Raw genomic sequence first — 21,043 nt, 5'->3', positions numbered from 1 at the left:
CGGGCCATGAACACACAAACGCACCCCCGCATTCACGCCAAACCGGACGAATTGGTCCCGCGCATCCTGGTGCGTGTCATGTTTGGCCTTGTCGCCTGCGTTCTGATGATCGTCAGCCTGGCCACCCTCACCGGCCGCCCGGTGCAGAACACGCCCCCGGTCGCGGCCATCATCAAGGAACGCGCCATTCACCTGTCGGGCGATGCCTCCGGGGCGGCCCGGGTGCTGGATGCCCATGGCACGATGATCGCCGACTTTCCCTCCGACAAGGGGGGGTTTGTCGCCGGTGTGGAACGTGTCATCGCCCGCGAACGCGGCAAGATCGGCGCGGATATGAGCGCGCCCGTTCTACTACAACTCCGGGAGGGCAATCGCCTCTCCCTTTTCGACCCCGTCACCGGATGGTCTGCCGAGCTCATGGGCTTCGGCGCATCCAATTCCCGCGTCTTCGCCAGACTGCTGGACCAACCCTAACCCGAGGAGGAAGCCACTCATGGGACTACTGACAAAGGATTTCGAACGTGCCCCCTGCACCGTCGAAATCAGCCACAAATTCGAAAGCCTGCATGCGCATGTCCGTTTCAACAACGGTGCCGTCATCTATCCAGGTGACGAGGTACAGGTGCACGGCGGCGAAATCATGGCCCCCTTCGGTGAGATCGTCACCGAGGAGCGCGAAGCCACGATCATCCGCGCCAGCAAGCTTGAGCAGCTCTGGACCCGCCTGACGGGCGACTTCGAGGTCATGGAGCTGTGTGAATTTTCCTTCTCCGAGGAGGTCACGCTATGAACGTCCAAACCCCACGCGCCGCCGACGCGCCGAAAGCCACCGCCAAACATACCTCCGAGATCACGGACGCCGAAGAGAGCCTGAAGCTGCAGGAAGCGCAATCCGTTCTCGACAGCAAATCGGCCACCGAGGTTGCGATGCAGAATACGCTGCTGACCCCGCGGTTCTACACCACCGACTTTGACGAGATGGATGCGATTGACGTCTCCCCGGTCCGCGAGGACTGGGACAAGCTGATCGCCCAGATGGTCTCTGACCCCAACAAGGGCCACTTCAAGAAAAACGAAGACTGGGACCACGTGGATTGGGACGGCATGGAGCCCGGCCTGAAAAAGGAATTCATCGATTTCCTGATCAGTTCCTGCACCGCCGAGTTTTCAGGCTGCGTTTTGTACAAAGAGATGAAGCGGCGCGGCAACAACAAGGACATCACACAACTCTTCCAGCTGATGGCGCGGGATGAGGCGCGGCATGCCGGTTTCATCAACGATGCGCTGCGCGAAGCGGGTGTGGCGGTGAACCTCGGGTTCCTGACGCAGAAGAAGAAATACACCTACTTCAGACCAAAGTTCATCTACTACGCGACCTACCTCTCTGAGAAGATCGGCTATGCGCGTTACATCACCATCTTCCGGCATCTGGAGAAGCACCCCGAACACCGGTTCCACCCGATCTTCAAGTGGTTCCAGGAATGGTGCAATGATGAGTTCAGCCACGGCGAGGCCTTCGCGCTGCTGATGAAAACGGAACCCAAACTGACCCAGGGCATGAATGTCTACTGGATCAAGTTCTTCCTCACGGCGGTCTATTCCACGATGTATGTGCGCGACCACCAGCGCCCGGCCTTCCATGAAGCATTGGGCGTCGATCCCGACTGGTACGCGCATGAGGTCTTCACCAAGACCTCCAAGCTCAGCGAACAGATCTTCCCGATCACGCTGGACATCGACCATCCGCGCTGGCAGCGCGGGTTGGAGAAAATGCAAAAGGCCAATGCCGATCTGGCGAAAGCCTCTGAGGAGGGCCGTTTCTTCGCCAAGATCGGCGCGCAGGTGCGGGCGGTGAGCGCCTTTGTCTCGTTGATCACGATCCCGGCAAAAAAGCACCAGGTGCCCGCCTCCACCCGGCTGGAGCCGGCCTATTGAAACGACACCGCGGCATAAGGTTGCGCACCTTTGGGGCACGCGGGCGCTTGGGCCATACGAGGCCCTGCGCGCCCGTGACCATCGATTGCACGCAATCGATGGTCTGCCGCATATCGCACGCGGCGGTTTCCCCAAGACCGGCCAACATGGGGAGAGCGGCGCTGTGAGCTTCTGGACCCCTGCCCTTTTCGCCCTTTTCATCTGGTGGTTTTCCACCGGGGCGATCCTGTGGGTGGTGAAATCGGCAGACCGGGGCGGGCTGGCGGCGCGCAAACGCGCTGTGCTCTTCGCGCTGCCGTTTCTGGGGCTGGGGGTCTGGGGCTACTGGGCCTCGCTGCACGACACATCAACCTTCGGCGCCTATCTGGGCTTTGTCTCGGCGCTGGCCATCTGGGGGTGGGTGGAACTGGCGTTTCTGACCGGCATCATCACCGGCCCGAACGCGCACCCGCTGCCGAAATTCGTCCCTGAATGGGAGCGGTTCATCCGCGCCTGGGGTACGCTCGCCTATCACGAGATGCTGCTGGTCGCGACGCTGATCATCATGTTCCTGATCGACTGGAACCTCGGCGCCGCCAATCAATTCGCCACCTGGACCTTTGCGGTGCTGTTCTTTGCCCGCATCTCGGCCAAGCTGAACCTGTTTTTCGGGGTGCCCAAGATCAACATCGACTTCCTGCCCGAAGCGCTGTCGCATCTGCCCAGCCACTTTCGCCACCGCGCGATGAACTGGCTGTTCCCGGTCTCGGTCTCGGCGCTGACCTTTGCCACCGCCTGTTGGCTGGAACGGCTTTATGTCGCCGACGGACCCGGCGCGATTGTGGGCTTTTCCCTGCTGACCGCCATCACCGCGCTGGCGTTGCTGGAGCACTGGATGATGGTGCTGCCGATCCCGGATGAAAAACTCTGGCGCTGGATGCTTCCCGCGCCCAAACCGACACAGAAAACACCACAACACCACCAAGGGGGACATCATGGACTTTGATGCACTGTTCCAATCGCAACTCGACGCGCTGAAGGACGACGGAAATTACCGGATTTTTGCGGAACTAGAGCGCAAGGCGGGGGCTTTCCCTGCCGCGAAATGCCATGACGCAGACAGCCCCGATCAGGTCACCGTGTGGTGTTCGAACGACTATCTGGGCATGGGTCAGCATCCGGCGGTCACGCAGGCCATGAAGGACGCGATCGACAATTGTGGCGCCGGGGCTGGCGGGACGCGGAATATCTCCGGCACCAACCACAATCACAAGCTGCTGGAGGCGGAACTCGCCGATCTGCATGGCAAGGAACAGGCGCTGCTCTTCACCTCGGGCTATGTGTCCAACTGGGCCGCGCTGAGCACGCTGGGCGCCCGCATCCCCGATTGCGTGATCCTCAGCGATGAGCTGAACCACGCCTCCATGATCGAAGGCATCCGCCACTCGCGCGCCAACAAGGTGCTGTGGCGGCACAATGATCCCGAGGATCTCGACCGCAAACTGGCCGCCCTGCCCGCCAATGCGCCCAAGATCGTCGCCTTCGAGAGCGTCTATTCCATGGATGGTGACATCTGCCCGATGAAGGAGATCGTCGAGGTCGCCGAAAAGCACGGTGCGATGACCTATCTGGACGAAGTGCACGCGGTGGGCCTCTACGGGCCCCGTGGCGGCGGCATTTCAGAGCGTGAGGGGCTGGCAGACCGCATCACCCTGATCGAAGGGACCCTGGGCAAGGCCTACGGCGTCGTAGGCGGCTATATCACGGGCTCTGAGGCGCTTTGCGACTTCATCCGCTCCTTTGCCTCCGGTTTCATCTTTACCACCGCCCTGCCCCCCGCTGTGGCCGCTGCGGCGCAAACCTCGATCCAGCACCTCAAAGGGTCCAGCGTCGAGCGCAAGCTGCAACGCGAACGCGTCGCCTATCTGCGCAAGCGGCTGGATCAGGAGGGGATCCCGCATATGGACAATCCCAGCCACATCATCCCGGTGATGATCAAGGACCCGGTCAAATGCCGGATGATCGCGGATTACCTGATGCAGCAATACGGCATCTACGTGCAGCCGATCAATTATCCGACCGTCCCAAAGGGCACGGAAAGGCTGCGGTTTACGCCCTCGCCGCTGCACAGCATCGACGACATTGAACATCTGGTGCTCGCGCTCAAAGAGCTCTGGAAGCAATGCGCGATTTCCCACGCGGTCGCCTAAACTAGCGACAATGTGACTGTTGACTCTTGTCGCTATCTCCTACGTTGTATCCCAAGCAACTAAGGAGATAACGATGACACGTACCTTTGCAGCCATCATAGCACTCAGCTTCGCAGCACCTGCCTTCGCAGAAGGCGATGCGGCAGAGGGTGAGAAAACATTCAACAAGTGCAAATCATGCCACATGATCGTGGCCGATGATGGCACAGAGATCGTAAAGGGCGGCAAAACCGGCCCCAATCTCTACGGTGTCATCGGCCGCACGGCTGGCACGGCTGACTTCAAATACGGTGACGATCTGGCCGCAGCCGGCGAAGCCGGGCTGGTCTGGGACGAAGCGAACCTGGCAGAATACACCGCAGACCCGCGCGCCTTCCTGCGCACCTATCTGGACGACTCCAAAGCCAAATCGCGGATGTCGTTCAAGCTGAAGAAGGGTGGCGAAGACGTCGCGGCCTACCTTGCGTCGGTTGGCCCGCAAAGCTGATCCAACGTTAAGCGATCAGGCCGCCGCTCCGTCACGGGGTGGCGGCTTTTTTTACGTCCAGTCTTTCGTCTTGGCCACCGTTGTCCGGATGAGCAGACGACGCACGGCAAGAGCTGGTGTGCCAGCAAGCGGGGCCGCGGGGCTAAACCGACGCCCGGCCTAGGCACTCTCCCTCGAAAGACGCGCCTTGAACCATTTTTCCAGGTCGGCCTGCGACATGGCACCTGTCACCACATCGACAACCACATCGTCAATCCGGTCCTCGGCGCGCAGCGTCAGACGATATGCGCTGTTCCAACAGAGAACCTCTGCCGCCAGCCAGGCGGTACGCTTGTTGGCGTCATTGAACCCGTGTGAGGTCGCGATGCCATGCAGCAGTGCCGCAGCCTTGGCATGGATCGTGTGGTGATAGCCGTGGTATGGCCTACCAATGGCGCCCAGAATGCTGTCCAGATTGCAGATACCGGACAGACCGCCGAAAGCTTCCAGCGATTGCTCATGCGCTTCAAGAACGTCACCGAGCTTGATCCGATAGTGCCGCTTAGCGATTTGCCAACCGCTTGAGCGCGTCCTTGTTCCGGCTGATGGAGGAGCTGACCGTCCTTGGTGTTTTCTCACCAGACGCATGCACGGAGATGTCGCCACTTTCCTTGCGGACGGTGAATTTGCCAGCACTGGCGTTGCGTTTGACAGTGGCGCTGTTGTTCTTCGGCATTGCGACGGTCTCCTTTCCCAGTCAGAAATGCACATCATCGCCGCATATATCAAGCTTTAGTAAATCAACTGTGCTCTGATCATGCGATACCAGCGGATGCCGCGAGGCAGTAGGCATAGGAGACGTACCTGTGACGCAGAGGCCAAATAGCCCTTTCTTCACGTGACAATGCGCACTTCGGCAACATCCGCATCCACATCCTGACAGGCTGCCAGCACCCGACGCTCCAGATGCGACTGCACGTAGCCTGCATGAAACCGTGATGGGGCACGCAGCGTCAACCGCCCCCCTGCCCTTTCAACGCGTTCCAGCGCCGCGATCCAACTGGCATAGGTCCCGGCGTCCTCCGCATGCAGCAGAGCCTGTGCCAGCGCCCACTCCGTGCCGGTCGAGACATCCGGGGCGGCAACCGTCCCGCGCACTGGCAGCGGCACAACGGCAGGCGGCGCATCTCCCTGCCCCATCCTAATCTCGAAATCGGAGCCGACACAGCCCCATGTCGGTTCGCTGTCGGCCAGAATGCGGTCGATGCCCAATCCGTATTGCGTCACCCTGCCCCGCGCGCCCTGCCGCTTGACGACCAGCCAGCCGTTGGATCGCAAAAGTGCCATCTCGCGTTTGACCGTGCGTTCGTCCACCGACCACAGGCGCGCGATTTCGCGTTGCCCGACGGCCAGCTCATCACGCGCCCAATTGTAGCGCGCGGTAATCAATGTCATCAGTCGGAGTGCTCTGCGTTGATCGTGTTTGCCCTGCGCAAGGGCAAATGCCCCCAACGCGGTCAACAGATCATATTTACGTGCAGACGCCCCACGACCCACCGGTTTCGTGGAAAGCATATATCCTGCCCTCATGTGATAGATGCGTAAGTCTGATGAGAGTTACGCTGCCTCGGAGTTGGGTTGATGGATCAACCTCTTGCAACGGCTTGGATCAGTGTTTCAGCCGCTTTTCAGTAACGTACCCTGATTTGCGTCCGATTGTCCGATTCTGTCAAGCCTTCAGTGGAAATTGCGCTGGATCAAATCCAAATCCAATTTGGAAATATAGGTTTAATGGTATTGGGGGACATTCAAGATGACCCCTAATTGCCTTGTTTTGTCACCCCATAGGCTGTGGCTGTCTAAAAGTTGACCCCCTATATTTAGGTCACCTTTGCGCCAAAGCCCTTCTACTATCGATTTCATGCGAATCGCGCGCTCCCATCAAAAGCCTTTGAAATTCCAATATCTGCGACCTTGGCGAATATTTGCATTCAAAGCATATTCTCTTTTGCTTTTTTTACCAAATCCGCGTAAATCTGGAAAAAACAAGAATTAGCGTCCCCGCGGGGACATGAGCATGACAGGCATTCCATGTTTACACATACCGATCTGGCACGGCTGCAGGCGCAATCCCTCAAAATGCAGGGCTTCATCCGACAGCAGACCTATAGTCCTCAGAATGAAAAGACGCTGCGGCGGTTTTCCAGCTGGGAAGTGGCGGAGCTCATCTTCAAGGTGAACCAATCGACAATGCGCGGTCGCCTGGCGGCGGACCCTACCCTGCCGCAAGGCACGGTCGAGGCCGATGGCCGCCAGCATTGGTATGCGCTGGAAGAGATCAACGAGTTGCGCCGCAGGCTCAAGGTGAACCGCAGATCGCTGATGCCTTGCCGGCCTGCTGGCAAACGGGCGATGCGCGCGGCGATTGCGAATTTCAAAGGCGGTGCCGGTAAATCCACCGTCGCGCTGCACTTCGCCCATGCCGCAGCACTCGATGGCTACCGCGTGCTCTGCGTTGACTTTGACCCACAGGCGACCCTCAGCCACTCCATGGGCCTCAGCGATGTGGCCGAGGAATATACCGTCTGGGGGATCATGGCACGCGATCTGGCCGCCGAAACCGAGCGCATGAACCGCGCGTCGCAGGGGGCTGAAAGCGGCACCTCCCTGCCCCAGCGGCGCCTGCCAGCCTCCATCACCGACATGGGGCTTGCCGATCTGCGCGCCGCTGATTTCATCAAGCCGACGAACTGGCCGACCATCGATATCGTGCCGTCCTGTGCCAATGCCGCCTTTGTGGAGTTTGCCTCCGCCCAGTACCGGCACCTCAATCCGGAATGGTCATTCTTTGCCGCCGTGTCGCGGTTCCTCGATCAACTGCCTGCGGATGCGTACGACCTGATCCTGTTCGATTGCCCCCCCGCCATCGGGTATCAGTCCATGAACGCGGTCTTTGCCGCTGACATGCTCTATATCCCCTCCGGGCCGGGCTATTGGGAATATGATTCCACCACCTCCTTCATCGGGCAGCTCTCCGAAGCCTTGGAAGATCTCAGCCGCTTCAACGGGCTTGTCCCCGCGGGGACAATGAACCTGCCCAAGGCCTTTCTGGATCTGCGGTTTCTGTTGACGCGGTTTGAACCCAACAACGACCTGCACCGCGCGATGCAGCAGGCCTTTGTGAAGGTCTTCGGCGATAGGGTCACCGAACACCCGATCGAGATGACCCGCGCGGTGGAGCAATCGGGGCGCTTCCTGTCCTCGATTTACGAGATCGACTACCGCGACATGACCCGTGAAACCTGGCGGCGCGCCCGCGCGTCGTTTGATCAGGCCTATGCGGAATTCCGAACCCACCTCTGCGCGGCGTGGGACCAGCTGGAGGATGAGAGATGAGCAAACGGCGCGTCTTTGATATCGACTTTGACGATGACGCTGTCCCCGCGGGGACAGAAAATGAGGCCCCTGCCCGTCGTGGCCCGATGGCGGCGGCGATCACCGAGAATGCGGAGGCCCTGAGCGTGCGACAGGCCGCCGAGGCTGATATCAGAGCGGAAAATGATCGGCTCGCCCATGAATATGTCGCCTTGAAAAAGAATGGCCAGATTGTGGGTCTGGTGCCCCTGGATGACATCCGCATGACCAAGCTGGTGCGGGACCGGGCGGCGGACCGTGATCCGGATCTGGACGAGTTGAAGGCCTCGATCCGCGCGGTGGGTCTGTCCAACCCGATCCATGTCGAAGAGGTTGAAGGTGGCTATGAGCTGATCCAGGGATTTCGGCGTCTCAGCGCGTTCCGTGAGTTGCTCAAGGAAACCGGGGATGCGCGGTTCGCCAGCATCCCCGCGACGCTGCAGGCCCGGGGCGCGCAGCTGGATCATCTCTACCGTCGGATGGTCGATGAAAACCTTGTCCGTCGCGACATTTCCTTTGCCGAGATGGCGCAGTTGGCGATGTCCTACGCCAGTCGCAGCAGTCAGAGCGTTGCCGCCGCGATTGAGGCGCTTTATGCCTCCGCTGGACGTCAGAAGCGCAGCTATATCCGGCATTTCGCGCAGCTCTTGACCGTGTTGGGTTCCGATCTGAAATTCCCCGAAGCCATCCCGCGCGCGACCGGGTTGAGCCTGGTGAAGCTGCTGGAGGAAAACCCGCGTTTTACCGGACAGGTGCGCGCCGTTTTGAACAGCCAGCCCGCGCGTGACGCCGCCCTGGAGCTGTCGCTCTTGCGCAGCGCCGTGACCGGTGGGCAGGCCAAACCCAAAACCAGCAAACCGACACCTGCAAAGACCTCTGCCCGGACGACAATCAAGCTGAACCGGCCCGAAGGTGTCGCCAAGTGCACGGCGTCTGCGGGGAAATTCGAGGTCACACTGGACCATGATTTCGGCGCCATTGAGCCGCGCAAGCTCGAAGCGGCGGCGCGGGCCTTTCTGGATCGGTTGAAGGACTAGCCGTTCAGGAAATCCAGTATTGTCTCTGCGATTTCCTGGGGGATTTCCTCATGGACCAAATGACCCTTGCCAGCGATCTCGATGAGTTTGGCGTTGCGAATGCGCTCAGCAGCGACCCTTGCCACTTTGGGCGGTACGGCGCTGTCCTGATCACCGGTGATGAACAGCGTTGCGGCCGTCAGCTCTGGGAGGTCCCGGGTCAGTTTTTCCAAGGACCATTGCGCCATCATCAAAAGCGTCGCATCCACATGGTCGCGATCCGCAACAAGGCGTCGATACAATTCCAGCCCCTCCGGATCCAAAATGGAGCCTGTACCCCTTATTAGGGCCTGTATTCGGCTTGGTGTCGCGGAGGTGGCCGAGAAGATTGTGGCGCTGAACGGGATGGCTGCCAGCATCTTCGCGATGGCTGGAAACAGAACCCCGGCAATGCCGTCGAACATGTCCAGCGCCGGATTGATTCCAACGATATGTGGCGGCTGTCCCCGCGGGGACAGCACTGTCTGGGATAGTTGCAGGGCAAGTGCGCTGCCCGCGGAATGACCGACGATGGCCGCAGGGTGCCAGCCTTCGCGCTGGCAGAGGGTTTCAATGTCCTTTGCCATCGTATCCAGCCCGCAACGATGGCGCGCGCCCAGCTGGGTAAAGCCCTGACCCGGCAGATCAATCGCGACGACGTGGTGGGTTTCGGCAAGGATCGGGAGCATCGCTCGAAAGGAATGCGTGCTGCCCCCGGCACCATGCAGCAGCAGCAGCATCGGGCCCTGTCCGGTCTCCTGTACGTGCCAGCGATGCGGTGCTGCCAGCACTTGCCGCGAGAACGCCACGTTGGGCCAATCCGAAGGGGGTGGCCAGCGCATATCGCTCAGACGCTCAGAGCGGCGCTCACAGCGCCTGTGAGCGACCGTGCGTCCGCACGTGGCAATGCCAGGTAAGGCCCGTCAAAATGGCCCGCCAGCGTTTTGAGGCTTGCCTGTGGCCGTGCGGACATGTCGATGACCAGCGTCAGAAACCCTTGTGACCGGATCAGGCGCGCCATTTTGTCCGCATCTTCGGCGGCGCGGGCGCGATCTGTGCTGCCGTCGAGGGCCACATTGGCGCGTCCGTCCGTCAACACAACAATCGTTGGCGTCAGGCCTTTGCTCTGGCTTTGCGTGGCCAGCAGGGCCGCCTGCTGCAGCCCGGTCGCAAGGGGCGTGCCGCCGCCACCGGGCAAGCTGGCCAGACGCCGTTTTGTCTGCACAAGCGAGCGTGTTGGTGGCAGCAGGATTTCGCCCTCGGTGCCCCGGAATGAAATCAGCGCCACGTGATCCCGCGCGGCGTAAGCTTCGGCGAGCAGCAGCTCGACGGCACCCTTCGCTTCGTTCAGGCGCGACACGGCGGCGGATCCTGAGGCGTCCACTGCAAAGATCAGCAAGCGATCAGACTGCTCCTGATAGCGCTTGAGGCGAATGTCGGCGGGTCGGATCAACAGGCCGGTGGTGTCGGGCTGTGCCTGCCTGCGGATCGGCTGCCAGGGCGCCGCGGCGCGCAGGGTGGCGACAAGATCGATGCGGCTGCGACCATCCAGACGTCCGGGACGCGAGGGCAGGGGCCGTCCGCGCCGGTTACCCTTGCGTTTCTGGCCCGCGCCTTCACCGCCTGTCCGGCGCGATGTCCCCGCGGGGACAAGGCCTGCCAAGATGTCGGGAGGAAGCAAGGCGCGGACGGCGTCGACCAACATATCCCCGTTGGGCAATTCCAACGGCTCCCGTGGGCCGCTGTCTGTCTCGGCTTCCGGTTCCGGCGGCGGAGGCGTGCTTTCGGCTTCGGCTTCCTGCGGAACCCGTGTCGCCCGGTGGGGGAAAACCAGGCTGGCCGCTGTTTCCAGGTCGTCACGCGCAATGATCGTGCGGGCGTGAAAGGCCGCATGCGCACGCGCGACGCGCAACGCGAGGAGCGGCGCGCGCAGGCTGTCGATGCCGAATTGCGCGGCGAGGACGGTCAAGGCGGTCAAGTCATCCGCGTCGCTGGTCACGGTTGCGGGATCAACCGTGGATGTCCCCGCGGGTACAGGCGCCCAATCCGCAGGTATCCGGCCCTCGGGGGCGATGTGAAAGGGGAGGCGTTCGGAAAGGGCAGGGGGCGTGGCCTCGTCCTGCTCGGCGCCTTCATCCAATGCGACGATGCAATGGCCGATGTCGCGGTCCAGCTGATGCGCCAATTTGGCCGCAAGGTCAGAGGGGCAGCGTTCTGCCATCGCCAGAGCGGCGGAGCAAGGATTCTCAAAAATACCTTTATTTTCAATAAGTTGATTTGAATTCAGCGTCGCGGCAAGGTCCAACCCGCCAAACAACTGCTCATCGGAGATGGTCGGGTGGAGGCGCCGCATTCGAAGCGGTTGGAGGGCTGAACTCACCGCATCCCGCTGTGGGCTCGCGCGCATTCGGATAGTGGCGCCGCCGAGGTATCCGGGCGCGAAACGCAGCAGGGCGATGCACAGCGCGGCGCGATCCCAGCTGTCGGTCTGTGCGCTCACCCCAGCACCTCCGCCACCGTGCGCATCACGCGGGTGCCGGAGCCTGCTTCGTCCAGCGGATCACGGCGCAGGCGGTGTGAGAGGGCGGAGGGGGCAACCTCCCGCAGATGATCCCGGCTGAGTTTTCTTTTGCCTTGATAGGCGGCCAGCGCGCGCGCGGTGCGCAACAGGGTCAATTCGCCGCGCAGCCCATCAGAGCCGAGCGCGATGCAGAGCGTGGCGCAGTCTTCCAGTATGGAGGCGGGTGTGCTGATTTTCGGCAGGCGCTTGCGCGCTTTCAGAATGGTCTCGCGCACCTTGGCATCCTCGGCCTCGTAATGCGCCATGAAGGCTGCGTGATCGCTCTCGAACGCATCGCGCCGCTTGATGACCTCGACCCGCTCGGCCACGTCATTTGGCGAGCGCACCTCCACCGAAAGCCCGAAGCGGTCGAGCAATTGCGGGCGCAATTCACCCTCTTCGGGGTTGCCGGAACCGACCAGCACGAAACGCGCCGGGTGCCGGATCGAGAGGCCCTCGCGTTCCACGACGTTTTCCCCGGATTGCGCGACGTCCAACAGCAGATCCACGATGTGATCTTCCAGCAGGTTGACCTCATCGATGTAGAGATAGCCGCGGTTGGCGCGCGCCAGCAACCCTGGCTCAAACGCCTTTTCGCCCCGTGTCAGCGCGCGTTCGATGTCCAAAGCGCCCACAACCCGGTCTTCGGTCGCCCCCAGCGGCAGATCGATCACCGGGGTGGGGCGCGAGACCAGTTTTTTAGAGCCTAACTCGGCCCAATCGGGGCAATCTGCGCTTTTGGGCGAGTTCACCGGGCAGGTTTCGACCATGCGAATGGGCGGCAGCAGGGCGGCAAGCGCACGCACGGCAGTGGACTTGCCCGTGCCACGATCGCCAAAGACCAGAACGCCACCGATGCCGGGGTCCACCGCCGTCAGGATCATCGCCTGCTTCATCGCGTGCTGACCGACAATGGCGGAGAAAGGGAAGGGGGTCTTCATGCGGTCAGATCCAATGCGTCGAGGGGGCTCTTTCCGCCCCAGGATCCCGATTCTCCCAGAATGGCGAAGCGGGCATAGAGTTCTTCGGAAAACCAGTTGCCCTCGCGCACCGCCTGGATGGCGGCGGCATGCGGGCCGTTGGTGCGGGCAAATCCGGCCATCGCGGCAGCATTTGGCCAGATCGAAAACGTAATCTGGTGCAGCAGGGGCACCTCGCCGATGCCGATTTTGAACGCCACATTCCGATCCGATCCGATCATGCGGCTGATGTCCGGCACCCGTTTCCAGAATTTGACGGCGACGGATGGTTTGACCGTCGCGCGCGTCAGGGCGGCCAGGGGTCCCTGCGGTGACTTGTCGGTGGCATGGAAAGGCATCCGCCCGGACCAGTTGCCGCGCGCGGATGTGGTCTCCAGATAGATCGTCCAATCCTCGACAGCCCGCGCGCGGTAGCGGTTGTATATCCTGGCCTCGGTGGTTTGCTGTCGCGCCGTTGGTTCATCGGGCCAACTTGCCAGGATCGCATAGACGCCCGTATTGGGCAGGGGGGTGAAGCCCTCGCCCGTGCCGGAGCCGCAAAGCTTCCAGAAACCGATGCCCGGCACCTTTGGCAGGGCGAAGCGCGCTGCACCCATCATCGCCAAAGCCCACAGCCGCGCCGTGGGGCGGGCAAAGCGAAAAAAGCTCAAAGATACAACGGGTGTCTCGGTCATTGCGCACGGATGTGTTCTAAAGTGTCAATTAAGTCTGACATGCAAATCACCGAATGGAAAGAACACAATTGTCAAGTGAACTGGACACATCTACTGTACGAAATTGATGACACGTGTGGATCCTATCGAATCTGTCGGCACCGGTGACGGGCAGCGCAATCGGGCGATCGTAATTGGCGCCGGGCTGGGCGGTCTGGCGGCCGCGATGCGGTTGGGCGCGAAGGGTTACCGGGTGACGGTGATCGACAAGCTTGACGTGCCCGGCGGGCGCGGCTCGGCCATCTGGCAGGACGGCCACCGGTTTGATCTGGGCCCCACAATCGTGACGGTGCCGCAGCTTTATCGGGAGCTTTGGGCCGCCTGCGGGCGTGATTTTGATGCGGATGTGACGCTGAAGGCGCTTGATCCCTTCTACGAAATCCGGTGGCCCGACGGGACCAAATTCGTGGCCCAGCAGGACACCGAAAAGCTGCGTGCGGAGGTGGCTAGGCTGGCACCGAGGGACGTGGCGGGCTTTGACAAATTCCTCGACGACAGTTCCAAGCGCTACTGGTTCGGGTTCGAGGATCTGGGCCGTCGGTCGATGCATCAGCTTTGGGAGCTGATCAAGGTGCTGCCGACCTTTGCGATGCTGCGCGCGGACCGGTCGGTCTACGCCCATGCCGCGGCCCGTGTGAAAGACGAAAAACTGCGGATGGCGCTGAGTTTTCACCCGCTGTTCATTGGCGGTGACCCGCTACACGTAACCTCGATGTATATCCTGGTCGCCTATCTCGAAAAGGAATTCGGCGTGCACTATGCCATGGGCGGTCTGGCCGGCATGGCGCGCGCGATGGCGGATGTGATTGAGGATCAGGGTGGTGCGCTTTTGATGGACACGGAAGTCGATGAAATCGTCGTGCACAAGGGGGCCGTGACCGGTGTGAAACTGGCCTCCGGTCTGGAGATGGGCGCGGATATGGTCGTGTCCAATGCGGATTCGGGCCATACCTACAACACGCTGCTGCGCAACCATCAGCGGCGGCGCTGGACGCCCAAAAGACTGGCGCGCACACGGTATTCGATGAGCCTCTTTGTCTGGTATTTCGGCACCAAGGGCACAGCGCACGAGTGGCCGGACGCGGGGCATCACACCATCCTGAACGGGCCGCGCTACACCGGATTGCTCAAGGATATCTTCATCAAGGGCAAGCTGTGTGACGATATGAGCCTCTATGTGCACCGGCCCTCCGTCACGGACCCCTCCGTCGCGCCGGAGGGGGATGACAGTTTCTACGTGCTGAGCCCGGTGCCGCATCTGGGTCACGACAACGGGGTCGATTGGGCGGTGGAAGAGCCACGCTATAAAGCCAAGATGCTACAGGTGCTGGAGGGCCAGCTGCTGCCCGGATTGGGCGAGAAAATCAGCACCGAGGTCGTGTTTACGCCCGAAACCTTCCGCGACCGGTACCTCAGCCCCTATGGGTCTGGATTTTCCATCGAACCGCGCATTCTGCAAAGTGCCTGGTTCCGGCCGCATAATGTCTCCGAAGAGGCGAAGGGTCTTTACCTTGTGGGGGCGGGCACCCATCCCGGGGCGGGTGTGCCGGGGGTGATTTCAACGGCGGAAGTTCTGAGCACGCTGGTGCCGGACGTGGAGGGCGTGAGATGATAGCCGCGGATGATCTGGAGCATTGTCGTGAAGCGATCCGTCATGGCTCCCTGTCCTTTCATGCGGCGTCAAAGCTGCTGCCCGCGCGGGTGCGTGACCCGGCGCTGGCGCTTTATGCATTTTGCCGTCTGGCGGATGACGAAGTGGATCTGAAAGCTGAAAAGGCCGAAGCGGTGCTGCGCCTGCGCGACCGGCTGGATGCGGTCTATGCCGGACGTCCCAAGGACGCCGCACCAGACCGGGCCTTTGCTGCCATTGTCGAGGATTTCGAGATGCCCCGCGCGCTACCGGATGCGTTGCTGGAAGGGCTCGCCTGGGACGCCGAGGGGCGGCGCTATCAGACGCTTTCAGGCGTGCGGGACTATTCCGCCCGTGTTGCCTCGGCGGTGGGCGCGATGATGTGTGTGCTGATGCGGGTCCGCGATGCGGATGCGCTGGCGCGGGCCTGCGATCTGGGGGTCGCCATGCAGTTGACCAATATTGCGCGGGATGTCGGCGAGGACGCCTTGGAAAAACGCATCTATCTGCCGCTCGACTGGCTGGAAGAGGCAGGCATCGATGTCGAGGCGTTTTTGGAAAACCCGAAACCGACCAAGGCCATCCGGATGATGGTCAAACGCCTCGTGATGGAGGCGAACAGGCTCTATATCCGGTCCGAGGCCGGTGTCGGTGCCTTGCCGCGTCGCTGCCGTCCCGGCATCTATGGCGCGCGTTTCATTTATGCAGGAATTGGCGGGCAACTGACGGCGATGGGATACGATTCCATTTCCGCCCGCGCGCGTACCAGCAAGGTGCAAAAGATCGGATGGCTGGGGCAATCGATGCTGCTGAGCGCGGCCAGCATGATCATGCCAAGGTCTGCGGTGCTTTATGCACAACCCCTGACGGAGGTGCAGTTTCTGGTCGATGCCGCCGCTGCCGGTCCTGTCAAATCCTCGCGCAGTGATGCCCTGATTTCGGTTCTGAGCACGCTGGAGCAACGGCGGCAGGAGCAGCGGGCACAGCGCACCGGGCAACGGGTGGAGATGTCGTAATGCCAATGTTCTGGCTTTTGTTCTGTGTGTTTTTCGCGGCCTGCCTTGCAGCCGGTGTCACGGGCGGTCTTTTCGCGCCGGGGTCCTGGTACCGCGCGCTCAACAAACCCTGGTTCACGCCACCTGACTGGGTTTTTCCGGTCACATGGATGGTGCTTTACGTATGCATGTCCATTGCCGGGGCCCGGATTGCCATGCTGGCGGGCAACGGCATCGCCATGGCGTTCTGGGCGTTCCAGATATCGCTGAACGGCCTCTGGACCCCGGTTTTCTTTGGCCTGAAAAACATCCGGCTTGGTATGGCCGTGGTGTCATTCCTCTGGCTCGCCGTGCTCAGCGCAATGCTGTCGATGTGGCAATTGGATTGGCTCGCGGGCCTGCTCTTTGTGCCCTATCTGCTCTGGGTCACCATTGCGGCGGCGTTGAACGCGGGCGTCTGGTGGTTGAACCCCGACGTGGCGCGGCACCCGCCCCCGGCACCGTCCTAGATCAGTCGAACTGCCAGGTCTTGCGCCGCGGCACTCGCACGGCCAGCATCGGTTTCAACAGCGGATTGCGGAAGCGGCGCAGGTCCAATGCTTCATGCACACCGGTGACCGTTTCACCGTCCAACTGCGTTTCCACTGCCGACCTGGAATAGAACGGCGCGTCCAACATGTTGAGCTTTTGGCGGGGCCTGAAGCCCGCATCAGCCCGCGTTTCCCGCTTCACCGCCCAGAGGCTGCGGGGCAGCCGTGCTTTGGGGGGCAGGGGGATCGCGCGCGCGTTTCCCCGTCCGTCAAACTGGAAGGCTGCGGCAAGCTCCGAACCATCCAGCCGTGTGGCGTCGTAGAAACAGGTCGCGCCCGATTTAGTATGAAACCGCCCCCATGTCCAATAGCTGAAGTCTTCTTCCAGCGCGCGCGTGCCGAAATTGGCGTCAAAATAGCCCGCGCCCTCCCATTGCCCTCCCGGCCGGTCGATGGCGACCTCAATCCGGGAGGTCGGCGCGAAGGGGCGCCAGATATGCGCATTGTCTTCGGTCAGGGGCAGTTCGACATTGGTCAGCGCGGAGGGGATGACCCTGATCTGCCCTCGTATGCGATTGATCAGCGGTGGCCCGGACACCTCGTCGATGTCGATGATCAGATTTGCGCCGTCCCATCGCATCATCGAAGGACCGACCTCAAACCGCGAATTGGTCTGGCGCAGCGCGGAGGCGCCCCGATCGGTCATGGTGAACCGACCGCCGGGGCCATAGGTCGCGACATTGATGCACACATGGTCCTGCGGGTTCTTGCGCCCGGACCAGCGGTACCAGGGTGAAAAGACCGAGCCGATGAACCCGATGACGGAGACCGCGCGGGTGCCGCAATCGCTCAGGCCGTCGACATACCACCACGCATAGCCGTTCGGGCCGACGTGGATGTCGAAGTTTGGCCGCTCAAGATCGCCTCTGCCGCGTGCCGGGCGGAGAGGGTCGCCATCGGCACGCCCGCCCCCGGATGCGTTCCGCCGCCCGCCAGCCATAGGCCCTTTATCGGGGTCCGCGCCGTTGGCCGCTTGAGGGAGGCCGTCAGCCCGTGCGGGCTTTGGCCGTAGAGCGCGCCCTGGGTTTCGGGAAACATCGCGGCGAAGTGTTGCGGTGTCGTTATTGTCGAGAGGGTGGGGGTCGGCGACATAGTCACCCGAAAATCCGCCATCCTCTGCATGATCTGATGATGCCATCTGTCCAAATCCATTGGGGGGGTGTGGGTTTCGGTCGGGGGTGCGTTCGAGATCATCTCGAAGCGTTCCAGTTTGGGTTTCGGGGTGCCTTGTCCACGGTCCTTGGCACAAAGATACAAGGTGGGATCGCGCGGCATGCGATCCGCCACAAGATCGTCGAATTCAGAGCGCTGTGCATCGGCGAAAAACACGTTGTGATGCGCCAGTTCCGGCCCGGATGGCGTCGCCGCAAAGCTGTGGACGCGTGCGGAGAACGAGCGGGGCAGCGTCGCCGTTTGCGGTGCCACGACCTTTAGATCGTCGCCCATGCTGCCGGTGGCCAGCGCGCGGGGATCCCCCGCATATAGGATCGTATCCGCCGACATCGTGGTGCCATGGTCCATCTCGACACCCGCCGCCGCGCCATTTTTAACGATGATCCTGTCGACATGCGTGTTTGTGCGCAGGGAAACGCCTTGATCCATCGCCAGTTGCGTAAGCGCCTCGGTCAGCTTGTGCATCCCGCCCTTCACCACCCAGACCCCGGCGGCTTCGGCCTGCCAGATCAGCGACAGGAGTGCCGGGCTGAGGTGCGGCGCCCCGCCGACATAGGTGGCGTAGCGGCCGAAGAGCTGCGCCAGCCGGGGATCGCTGAACTGCCGTTCCAACATGCGTGACAGGGTTGAGAGGGGGGCCATGGCGGGGATCAGACCGGGCTGGCGCAACACATGGCCCACCAGCTCTGTCATCCGCGGCGTTGCGGCCTGCATCATCGGCGCGTCAAAGGCACGAAACAACCGATCTGTGCGCGCGTTGAACTGGCGGAATTCATCCGCTGCCTTGTCACCGGCGAAATCGGAAATGGCCGCTACGCTGGCATCGAGATCTGCATAGAGGTCCAGTTGCCCGCCATCGGACCAGAAGTGCCGCGCGAGGATGTCCTGCTTGATCAATGTGACATGATCGTCGAGCCGCGCGCCGGCGGCTGCAAAGAGATCATCGAAAACATGGCGCATGGTCAGGACGGTCGGCCCCGCGTCGACTGGTCCCGCAGGGCTGTCAACTGTTCTGATCTTGCCGCCGGTGTGGGCGTGGCGTTCCAGCACTGTCACTTTCATACCGCCCCGCGCCAACCGCAGGGCAGCGGCCAACCCGGCAATGCCTGCGCCAATCACGATGGCGGAGGGTCGCCGAGGTCTATGTGCAGGGTTTGCAATCGCCATATGGGATTGTTGACTCGAAGCGGCAAACTGTCCAGTATGATTTACACTTTGATGTCGGAAATTTATGACACATTGCTGGTGAAAGGAGCCTCGCATGGGCATGAGCACCCGAATTGAGACAGCAATTTCATCGGCAGTGGCCGTCGGGCAGGGCAGGGGGGCGGTGCCGCCGCGGCTGGCCTCGGCACTGGGTTATGCGACCGCACCGGGCGGCGCCCGCATTCGCCCCACCATCCTGATGTCGGTCGCCATGGCGTGCCGTGATGACCAGCCGAAGCTGTCGGATGCGGCGGCCTCGGCGCTGGAAATGATCCACTGCGCCAGTCTTGTCCATGACGATCTGCCCTGTTTTGACGACGCGGAGATCAGGCGCGGCAAGCCCTCCGTGCATAGGGCCTATTCCGAGCCATTGGCCGTGTTGACGGGGGACAGCCTGATCGTGCTGGCCTTTGAGACACTGGCGCGGCAGTCCGCCCTGGCACCTGACCGAGTAGCGCAGTTGATCATGATACTGGCGCAGCGCACCGGCATGCCCGGTGGGATCTGTGCGGGGCAGGGCTGGGAAAGCGAAACGGAGATCGATCTTTCCGCCTACCATCAGGCCAAGACCGGCGCGCTCTTCATCGCCGCCACGCAGATGGGTGCGGTATCGGCGGGCCAGGAGGCCGAGCCGTGGTTTGAACTGGGTGCGCGCATCGGCGAGGCCTTTCAGGTGGCCGATGATCTGCGCGATGCGCTCTATGATGCAGAAACGCTGGGCAAGCCGGTGGGTCAGGACGACCTGCACGGGCGCCCCAATGCGGTGTCGCTGTTGGGCGTGCAGGGGGCGATTTCCCGGCTCAAGGACATTCTGGGCGGCGCAATTGCCTCGATCCCGTCCTGTCCGGGCGAGGCACAGCTGGCCGCGATGGTCCGCACCTACGCCGAACGTCTGACCCCCGTCGCGCCAAATGTCAGCGCGACCCGCAGCAATGTCTGACGCCACCAGCGAGGTGTCGAAATGGCGCGGTGGCTGGCTGAACCAGTTGGTCGCGCGCCCCGGTTTCCAAAGCTGGGCCAGCAAATTCCCCCTCACACGCGGTCAGGCCCGCAAGGATGGCGCCGCACTTTTTGATGTGGTGCAGGGCTTTGTGCAGAGCCAGGTGCTGATGGCTTTGGTGGAGCTCGACATCTTCCGACGCCTGCGCGCTGGCCCTCAATCGGCGGAGACACTGGCGCGCGCTACGGATGTCCCGGCAGAGCGGATGCAGGTCCTGCTGCAGGCGGCGGCGGCGCTGAAACTCCTCAAACGGGACCGCTTGGGGCGCTTTGGCCTTGCGCGCAAGGGGGCCGCTTTGATGGGCGTGCCGGGGCTGGAGGCGATGATCCGGCATCACCGTGCGTTTTATGCCGATCTGGCTGATCCGGTTGGATTGCTGCGCGGACCGGCGCGGACCGAACTCTCTGAATTCTGGCCCTATGTGTTTGGCGCGCGCGGCGAGATTGATCCGGGTGTGGCGGAAACCTATTCCGACCTGATGGCGCAGAGCCAACGGTTGGTGGCCGAGGATACGCTGCGCGCGGTATCGTTCAAGGATGTGCACCACCTGATGGACATCGGCGGCGGCACCGGCGCGTTTCTGGAGGCGGTGGGTCGGGCGACACCGGAGTTGCGCATGACCCTTTTCGATTTGCCGCAGGTCACGCCCTCGGCGCAGGCACGTTTTGCGGCGGCAGGGATGGGTGACCGCGTGACAATCCACCCCGGCTCGTTTCGCGATGATGCGCTACCTGAGGGCGCCGATGCGATTTCCCTGATCCGTGTGCTTTATGATCACGCGGATGACACCGTGGCGGATCTGCTGAGCGCGGTCTATGCGGCATTGCCCAAGGGCGGGCGCCTGATCATTTCCGAACCCATGGGCGGCGGTGCCAGGCCGGATGCCGCCGGGGATGTCTACTTTGCCTTCTACACGCTGGCGATGCAGACCGGGCGCGCGCGGTCGGCGGATGAGATTGGCAGTCTCTGCGCGGCGGCTGGGTTTGAGGGCATCCACAGCCCGGCCCCCGCGCGCAATTACGTCACGCGGGTTCTGACCGCGCGCAAGCCCTGATCTCCAGACATCCAAAAAGTGTCTAATCTAGTTGACACAAAAATATGTCAGCTTAAACTGACAGAGAGATAACAGTCTGTGTA

Annotated in this window: 21 protein-coding genes; 13 read left to right on the top strand and 8 right to left on the bottom strand. The window is 62.0% G+C overall.

The genetic code is table 11. The features are described 5' to 3' along the window. The first annotated feature begins 6 nt into the window (after nucleotides 1–6). From puhC to Q1A20_RS20975, 6 genes are all read left to right on the top strand, one after another. On the top strand, nucleotides 7–474 hold the full coding sequence (gene puhC, locus Q1A20_RS21000) for a photosynthetic complex assembly protein PuhC (RefSeq protein ID WP_299410079.1): 468 nt from the start codon (nucleotides 7–9) through the stop codon (nucleotides 472–474). Nucleotides 475–493: 19 nt separating this feature from the next. After that, nucleotides 494–790: a hypothetical protein gene (locus Q1A20_RS20995; RefSeq protein WP_298975331.1), complete on the top strand. Its 297-nt coding sequence runs from the start codon at nucleotides 494–496 to the stop codon at nucleotides 788–790. Next, the gene (gene acsF, locus Q1A20_RS20990) at nucleotides 787–1,935 is read left to right on the top strand and encodes a magnesium-protoporphyrin IX monomethyl ester (oxidative) cyclase (protein WP_299410078.1); all 1,149 of its coding nucleotides are present in this window, start codon (nucleotides 787–789) and stop codon (nucleotides 1,933–1,935) included. Before Q1A20_RS20995 ends, acsF begins: the two co-directional genes overlap by 4 nt. Before the next feature lie 163 nt (nucleotides 1,936–2,098). Continuing rightward, nucleotides 2,099–2,920, top strand: coding sequence for a putative photosynthetic complex assembly protein PuhE (puhE, locus tag Q1A20_RS20985; RefSeq protein WP_299918527.1), 822 nt, complete (start codon nucleotides 2,099–2,101; stop codon nucleotides 2,918–2,920). Further along, nucleotides 2,910–4,124, top strand: coding sequence for a 5-aminolevulinate synthase (hemA, locus tag Q1A20_RS20980; protein ID WP_299410074.1), 1,215 nt, complete (start codon nucleotides 2,910–2,912; stop codon nucleotides 4,122–4,124). The genes puhE and hemA overlap by 11 nt, the downstream gene beginning before the upstream one ends. Nucleotides 4,125–4,197: 73 nt before the next feature. Further along, nucleotides 4,198–4,611, top strand: a complete 414-nt coding sequence (locus tag Q1A20_RS20975; protein ID WP_298975325.1) for a c-type cytochrome — start codon at nucleotides 4,198–4,200, stop codon at nucleotides 4,609–4,611. 159 nt (nucleotides 4,612–4,770) lie between these two features. On the opposite strand, the gene Q1A20_RS20970 is transcribed toward Q1A20_RS20975, so the two are convergent. Further along, nucleotides 4,771–5,229, bottom strand: coding sequence for a type II toxin-antitoxin system death-on-curing family toxin (locus Q1A20_RS20970; protein WP_299918525.1), 459 nt, complete (start codon nucleotides 5,227–5,229; stop codon nucleotides 4,771–4,773). Nucleotides 5,230–5,484: 255 nt separating this feature from the next. Next, nucleotides 5,485–6,165 (bottom strand): hypothetical protein, encoded by a 681-nt coding sequence (locus Q1A20_RS20965; protein ID WP_299918523.1) that lies wholly within the window; start codon nucleotides 6,163–6,165, stop codon nucleotides 5,485–5,487. A gap of 516 nt (nucleotides 6,166–6,681) precedes the next feature. Between Q1A20_RS20965 and Q1A20_RS20960 the strand changes: the two genes are divergently transcribed. Together Q1A20_RS20960 and Q1A20_RS20955 are read left to right on the top strand one after the other, a co-directional pair. After that, nucleotides 6,682–7,986 (top strand): AAA family ATPase, encoded by a 1,305-nt coding sequence (locus Q1A20_RS20960; RefSeq protein WP_299918522.1) that lies wholly within the window; start codon nucleotides 6,682–6,684, stop codon nucleotides 7,984–7,986. Continuing rightward, a complete protein-coding gene (locus Q1A20_RS20955; protein WP_299918519.1) occupies nucleotides 7,983–9,041 on the top strand; it encodes a ParB N-terminal domain-containing protein in 1,059 nt (352 codons plus the stop codon). The genes Q1A20_RS20960 and Q1A20_RS20955 overlap by 4 nt, the downstream gene beginning before the upstream one ends. On the opposite strand, the gene bchO is transcribed toward Q1A20_RS20955, so the two are convergent. From bchO to crtA, 4 genes are read right to left on the bottom strand one after another with little or no spacing between them, the layout of a single operon-like run. Next, nucleotides 9,038–9,901 (bottom strand): alpha/beta fold hydrolase BchO, encoded by an 864-nt coding sequence (bchO, locus tag Q1A20_RS20950; protein ID WP_299918517.1) that lies wholly within the window; start codon nucleotides 9,899–9,901, stop codon nucleotides 9,038–9,040. The two genes, Q1A20_RS20955 and bchO, sit on opposite strands and share 4 nt — an antisense overlap. 5 nt (nucleotides 9,902–9,906) lie before the next feature. Then, nucleotides 9,907–11,559 (bottom strand): magnesium chelatase subunit D, encoded by a 1,653-nt coding sequence (locus tag Q1A20_RS20945; protein WP_299918513.1) that lies wholly within the window; start codon nucleotides 11,557–11,559, stop codon nucleotides 9,907–9,909. Further along, nucleotides 11,556–12,560: a magnesium chelatase ATPase subunit I gene (gene bchI, locus Q1A20_RS20940; RefSeq protein WP_299918511.1), complete on the bottom strand. Its 1,005-nt coding sequence runs from the start codon at nucleotides 12,558–12,560 to the stop codon at nucleotides 11,556–11,558. The genes Q1A20_RS20945 and bchI overlap by 4 nt, the downstream gene beginning before the upstream one ends. Then, nucleotides 12,557–13,273, bottom strand: coding sequence for a spheroidene monooxygenase (gene crtA, locus Q1A20_RS20935; RefSeq protein ID WP_299505751.1), 717 nt, complete (start codon nucleotides 13,271–13,273; stop codon nucleotides 12,557–12,559). The genes bchI and crtA overlap by 4 nt, the downstream gene beginning before the upstream one ends. 106 nt (nucleotides 13,274–13,379) lie before the next feature. On the opposite strand from crtA, the gene Q1A20_RS20930 reads away from it, so the two are divergent. Genes Q1A20_RS20930 through Q1A20_RS20920 form a run of 3 tightly spaced genes read left to right on the top strand, consistent with a single transcriptional unit; the run spans nucleotide 13,380 to nucleotide 16,446 of the window. Then, a complete protein-coding gene (locus tag Q1A20_RS20930) occupies nucleotides 13,380–14,924 on the top strand; it encodes a phytoene desaturase (protein ID WP_299918508.1) in 1,545 nt (514 codons plus the stop codon). Continuing rightward, entirely contained in the window at nucleotides 14,921–15,958 is a 1,038-nt protein-coding gene (gene crtB, locus Q1A20_RS20925; protein WP_299918506.1) for a 15-cis-phytoene synthase, read from the top strand. The genes Q1A20_RS20930 and crtB overlap by 4 nt, the downstream gene beginning before the upstream one ends. Before the next feature lie 5 nt (nucleotides 15,959–15,963). After that, complete coding sequence (locus Q1A20_RS20920) at nucleotides 15,964–16,446, top strand: TspO/MBR family protein (RefSeq protein WP_299410190.1); 483 nt, start codon at nucleotides 15,964–15,966, stop codon at nucleotides 16,444–16,446. A gap of 1 nt (nucleotide 16,447) precedes the next feature. Here the strand turns inward: Q1A20_RS20920 and crtC are convergent, their stop codons facing one another. Together crtC and crtD are read right to left on the bottom strand one after the other, a co-directional pair. After that, nucleotides 16,448–17,320 carry a carotenoid 1,2-hydratase gene (gene crtC, locus Q1A20_RS20915; RefSeq protein WP_299410188.1) on the bottom strand — a complete coding sequence of 291 codons (873 nt, stop codon included), beginning with the start codon at nucleotides 17,318–17,320 and terminating at the stop codon, nucleotides 16,448–16,450. After that, nucleotides 17,317–18,867 (bottom strand): 1-hydroxycarotenoid 3,4-desaturase CrtD, encoded by a 1,551-nt coding sequence (crtD, locus tag Q1A20_RS20910; RefSeq protein ID WP_299410058.1) that lies wholly within the window; start codon nucleotides 18,865–18,867, stop codon nucleotides 17,317–17,319. The genes crtC and crtD overlap by 4 nt, the downstream gene beginning before the upstream one ends. A 94-nt stretch (nucleotides 18,868–18,961) precedes the next feature. Here crtD and Q1A20_RS20905 point away from each other — a divergent pair, with 94 nt between their 5' ends. Next, entirely contained in the window at nucleotides 18,962–19,846 is an 885-nt protein-coding gene (locus tag Q1A20_RS20905; protein ID WP_299410056.1) for a polyprenyl synthetase family protein, read from the top strand. Next, nucleotides 19,839–20,960: a methyltransferase gene (locus Q1A20_RS20900; protein WP_299410055.1), complete on the top strand. Its 1,122-nt coding sequence runs from the start codon at nucleotides 19,839–19,841 to the stop codon at nucleotides 20,958–20,960. The genes Q1A20_RS20905 and Q1A20_RS20900 overlap by 8 nt, the downstream gene beginning before the upstream one ends. The last annotated feature ends 83 nt before the right edge of the window (nucleotides 20,961–21,043 follow it).

This window comes from uncultured Roseobacter sp., assembly GCF_947501835.1.
Taxonomy (GTDB): Bacteria; Pseudomonadota; Alphaproteobacteria; order Rhodobacterales; family Rhodobacteraceae; genus Roseobacter.
This window is presented reverse-complemented; position numbering and strand designations above follow the sequence as displayed.

Bases quoted from the DNA above. Each gene is read 5' to 3' on its own strand.
- Q1A20_RS20960 (WP_299918522.1), top strand. From the start codon at position 6,682: ATGTTTACACATACCGATCTGGCACGGCTGCAGGCGCAATCCCTCAAA.
- Q1A20_RS20965 (WP_299918523.1), bottom strand. From the start codon at position 6,165: ATGCTTTCCACGAAACCGGTGGGTCGTGGGGCGTCTGCACGTAAATAT.
- crtA (WP_299505751.1), bottom strand. From the start codon at position 13,273: ATGACCGAGACACCCGTTGTATCTTTGAGCTTTTTTCGCTTTGCCCGC.
- hemA (WP_299410074.1), top strand. From the start codon at position 2,910: ATGGACTTTGATGCACTGTTCCAATCGCAACTCGACGCGCTGAAGGAC.
- Q1A20_RS20920 (WP_299410190.1), top strand. From the start codon at position 15,964: ATGTTCTGGCTTTTGTTCTGTGTGTTTTTCGCGGCCTGCCTTGCAGCC.
- Q1A20_RS20900 (WP_299410055.1), top strand. From the start codon at position 19,839: ATGTCTGACGCCACCAGCGAGGTGTCGAAATGGCGCGGTGGCTGGCTG.
- crtB (WP_299918506.1), top strand. From the start codon at position 14,921: ATGATAGCCGCGGATGATCTGGAGCATTGTCGTGAAGCGATCCGTCAT.
- acsF (WP_299410078.1), top strand. From the start codon at position 787: ATGAACGTCCAAACCCCACGCGCCGCCGACGCGCCGAAAGCCACCGCC.
- Q1A20_RS20905 (WP_299410056.1), top strand. From the start codon at position 18,962: ATGGGCATGAGCACCCGAATTGAGACAGCAATTTCATCGGCAGTGGCC.
- crtD (WP_299410058.1), bottom strand. From the start codon at position 18,867: ATGGCGATTGCAAACCCTGCACATAGACCTCGGCGACCCTCCGCCATC.
- Q1A20_RS20975 (WP_298975325.1), top strand. From the start codon at position 4,198: ATGACACGTACCTTTGCAGCCATCATAGCACTCAGCTTCGCAGCACCT.
- puhC (WP_299410079.1), top strand. From the start codon at position 7: ATGAACACACAAACGCACCCCCGCATTCACGCCAAACCGGACGAATTG.
- bchI (WP_299918511.1), bottom strand. From the start codon at position 12,560: ATGAAGACCCCCTTCCCTTTCTCCGCCATTGTCGGTCAGCACGCGATG.
- bchO (WP_299918517.1), bottom strand. From the start codon at position 9,901: ATGCGCTGGCCACCCCCTTCGGATTGGCCCAACGTGGCGTTCTCGCGG.
- Q1A20_RS20955 (WP_299918519.1), top strand. From the start codon at position 7,983: ATGAGCAAACGGCGCGTCTTTGATATCGACTTTGACGATGACGCTGTC.
- Q1A20_RS20995 (WP_298975331.1), top strand. From the start codon at position 494: ATGGGACTACTGACAAAGGATTTCGAACGTGCCCCCTGCACCGTCGAA.
- Q1A20_RS20930 (WP_299918508.1), top strand. From the start codon at position 13,380: ATGACACGTGTGGATCCTATCGAATCTGTCGGCACCGGTGACGGGCAG.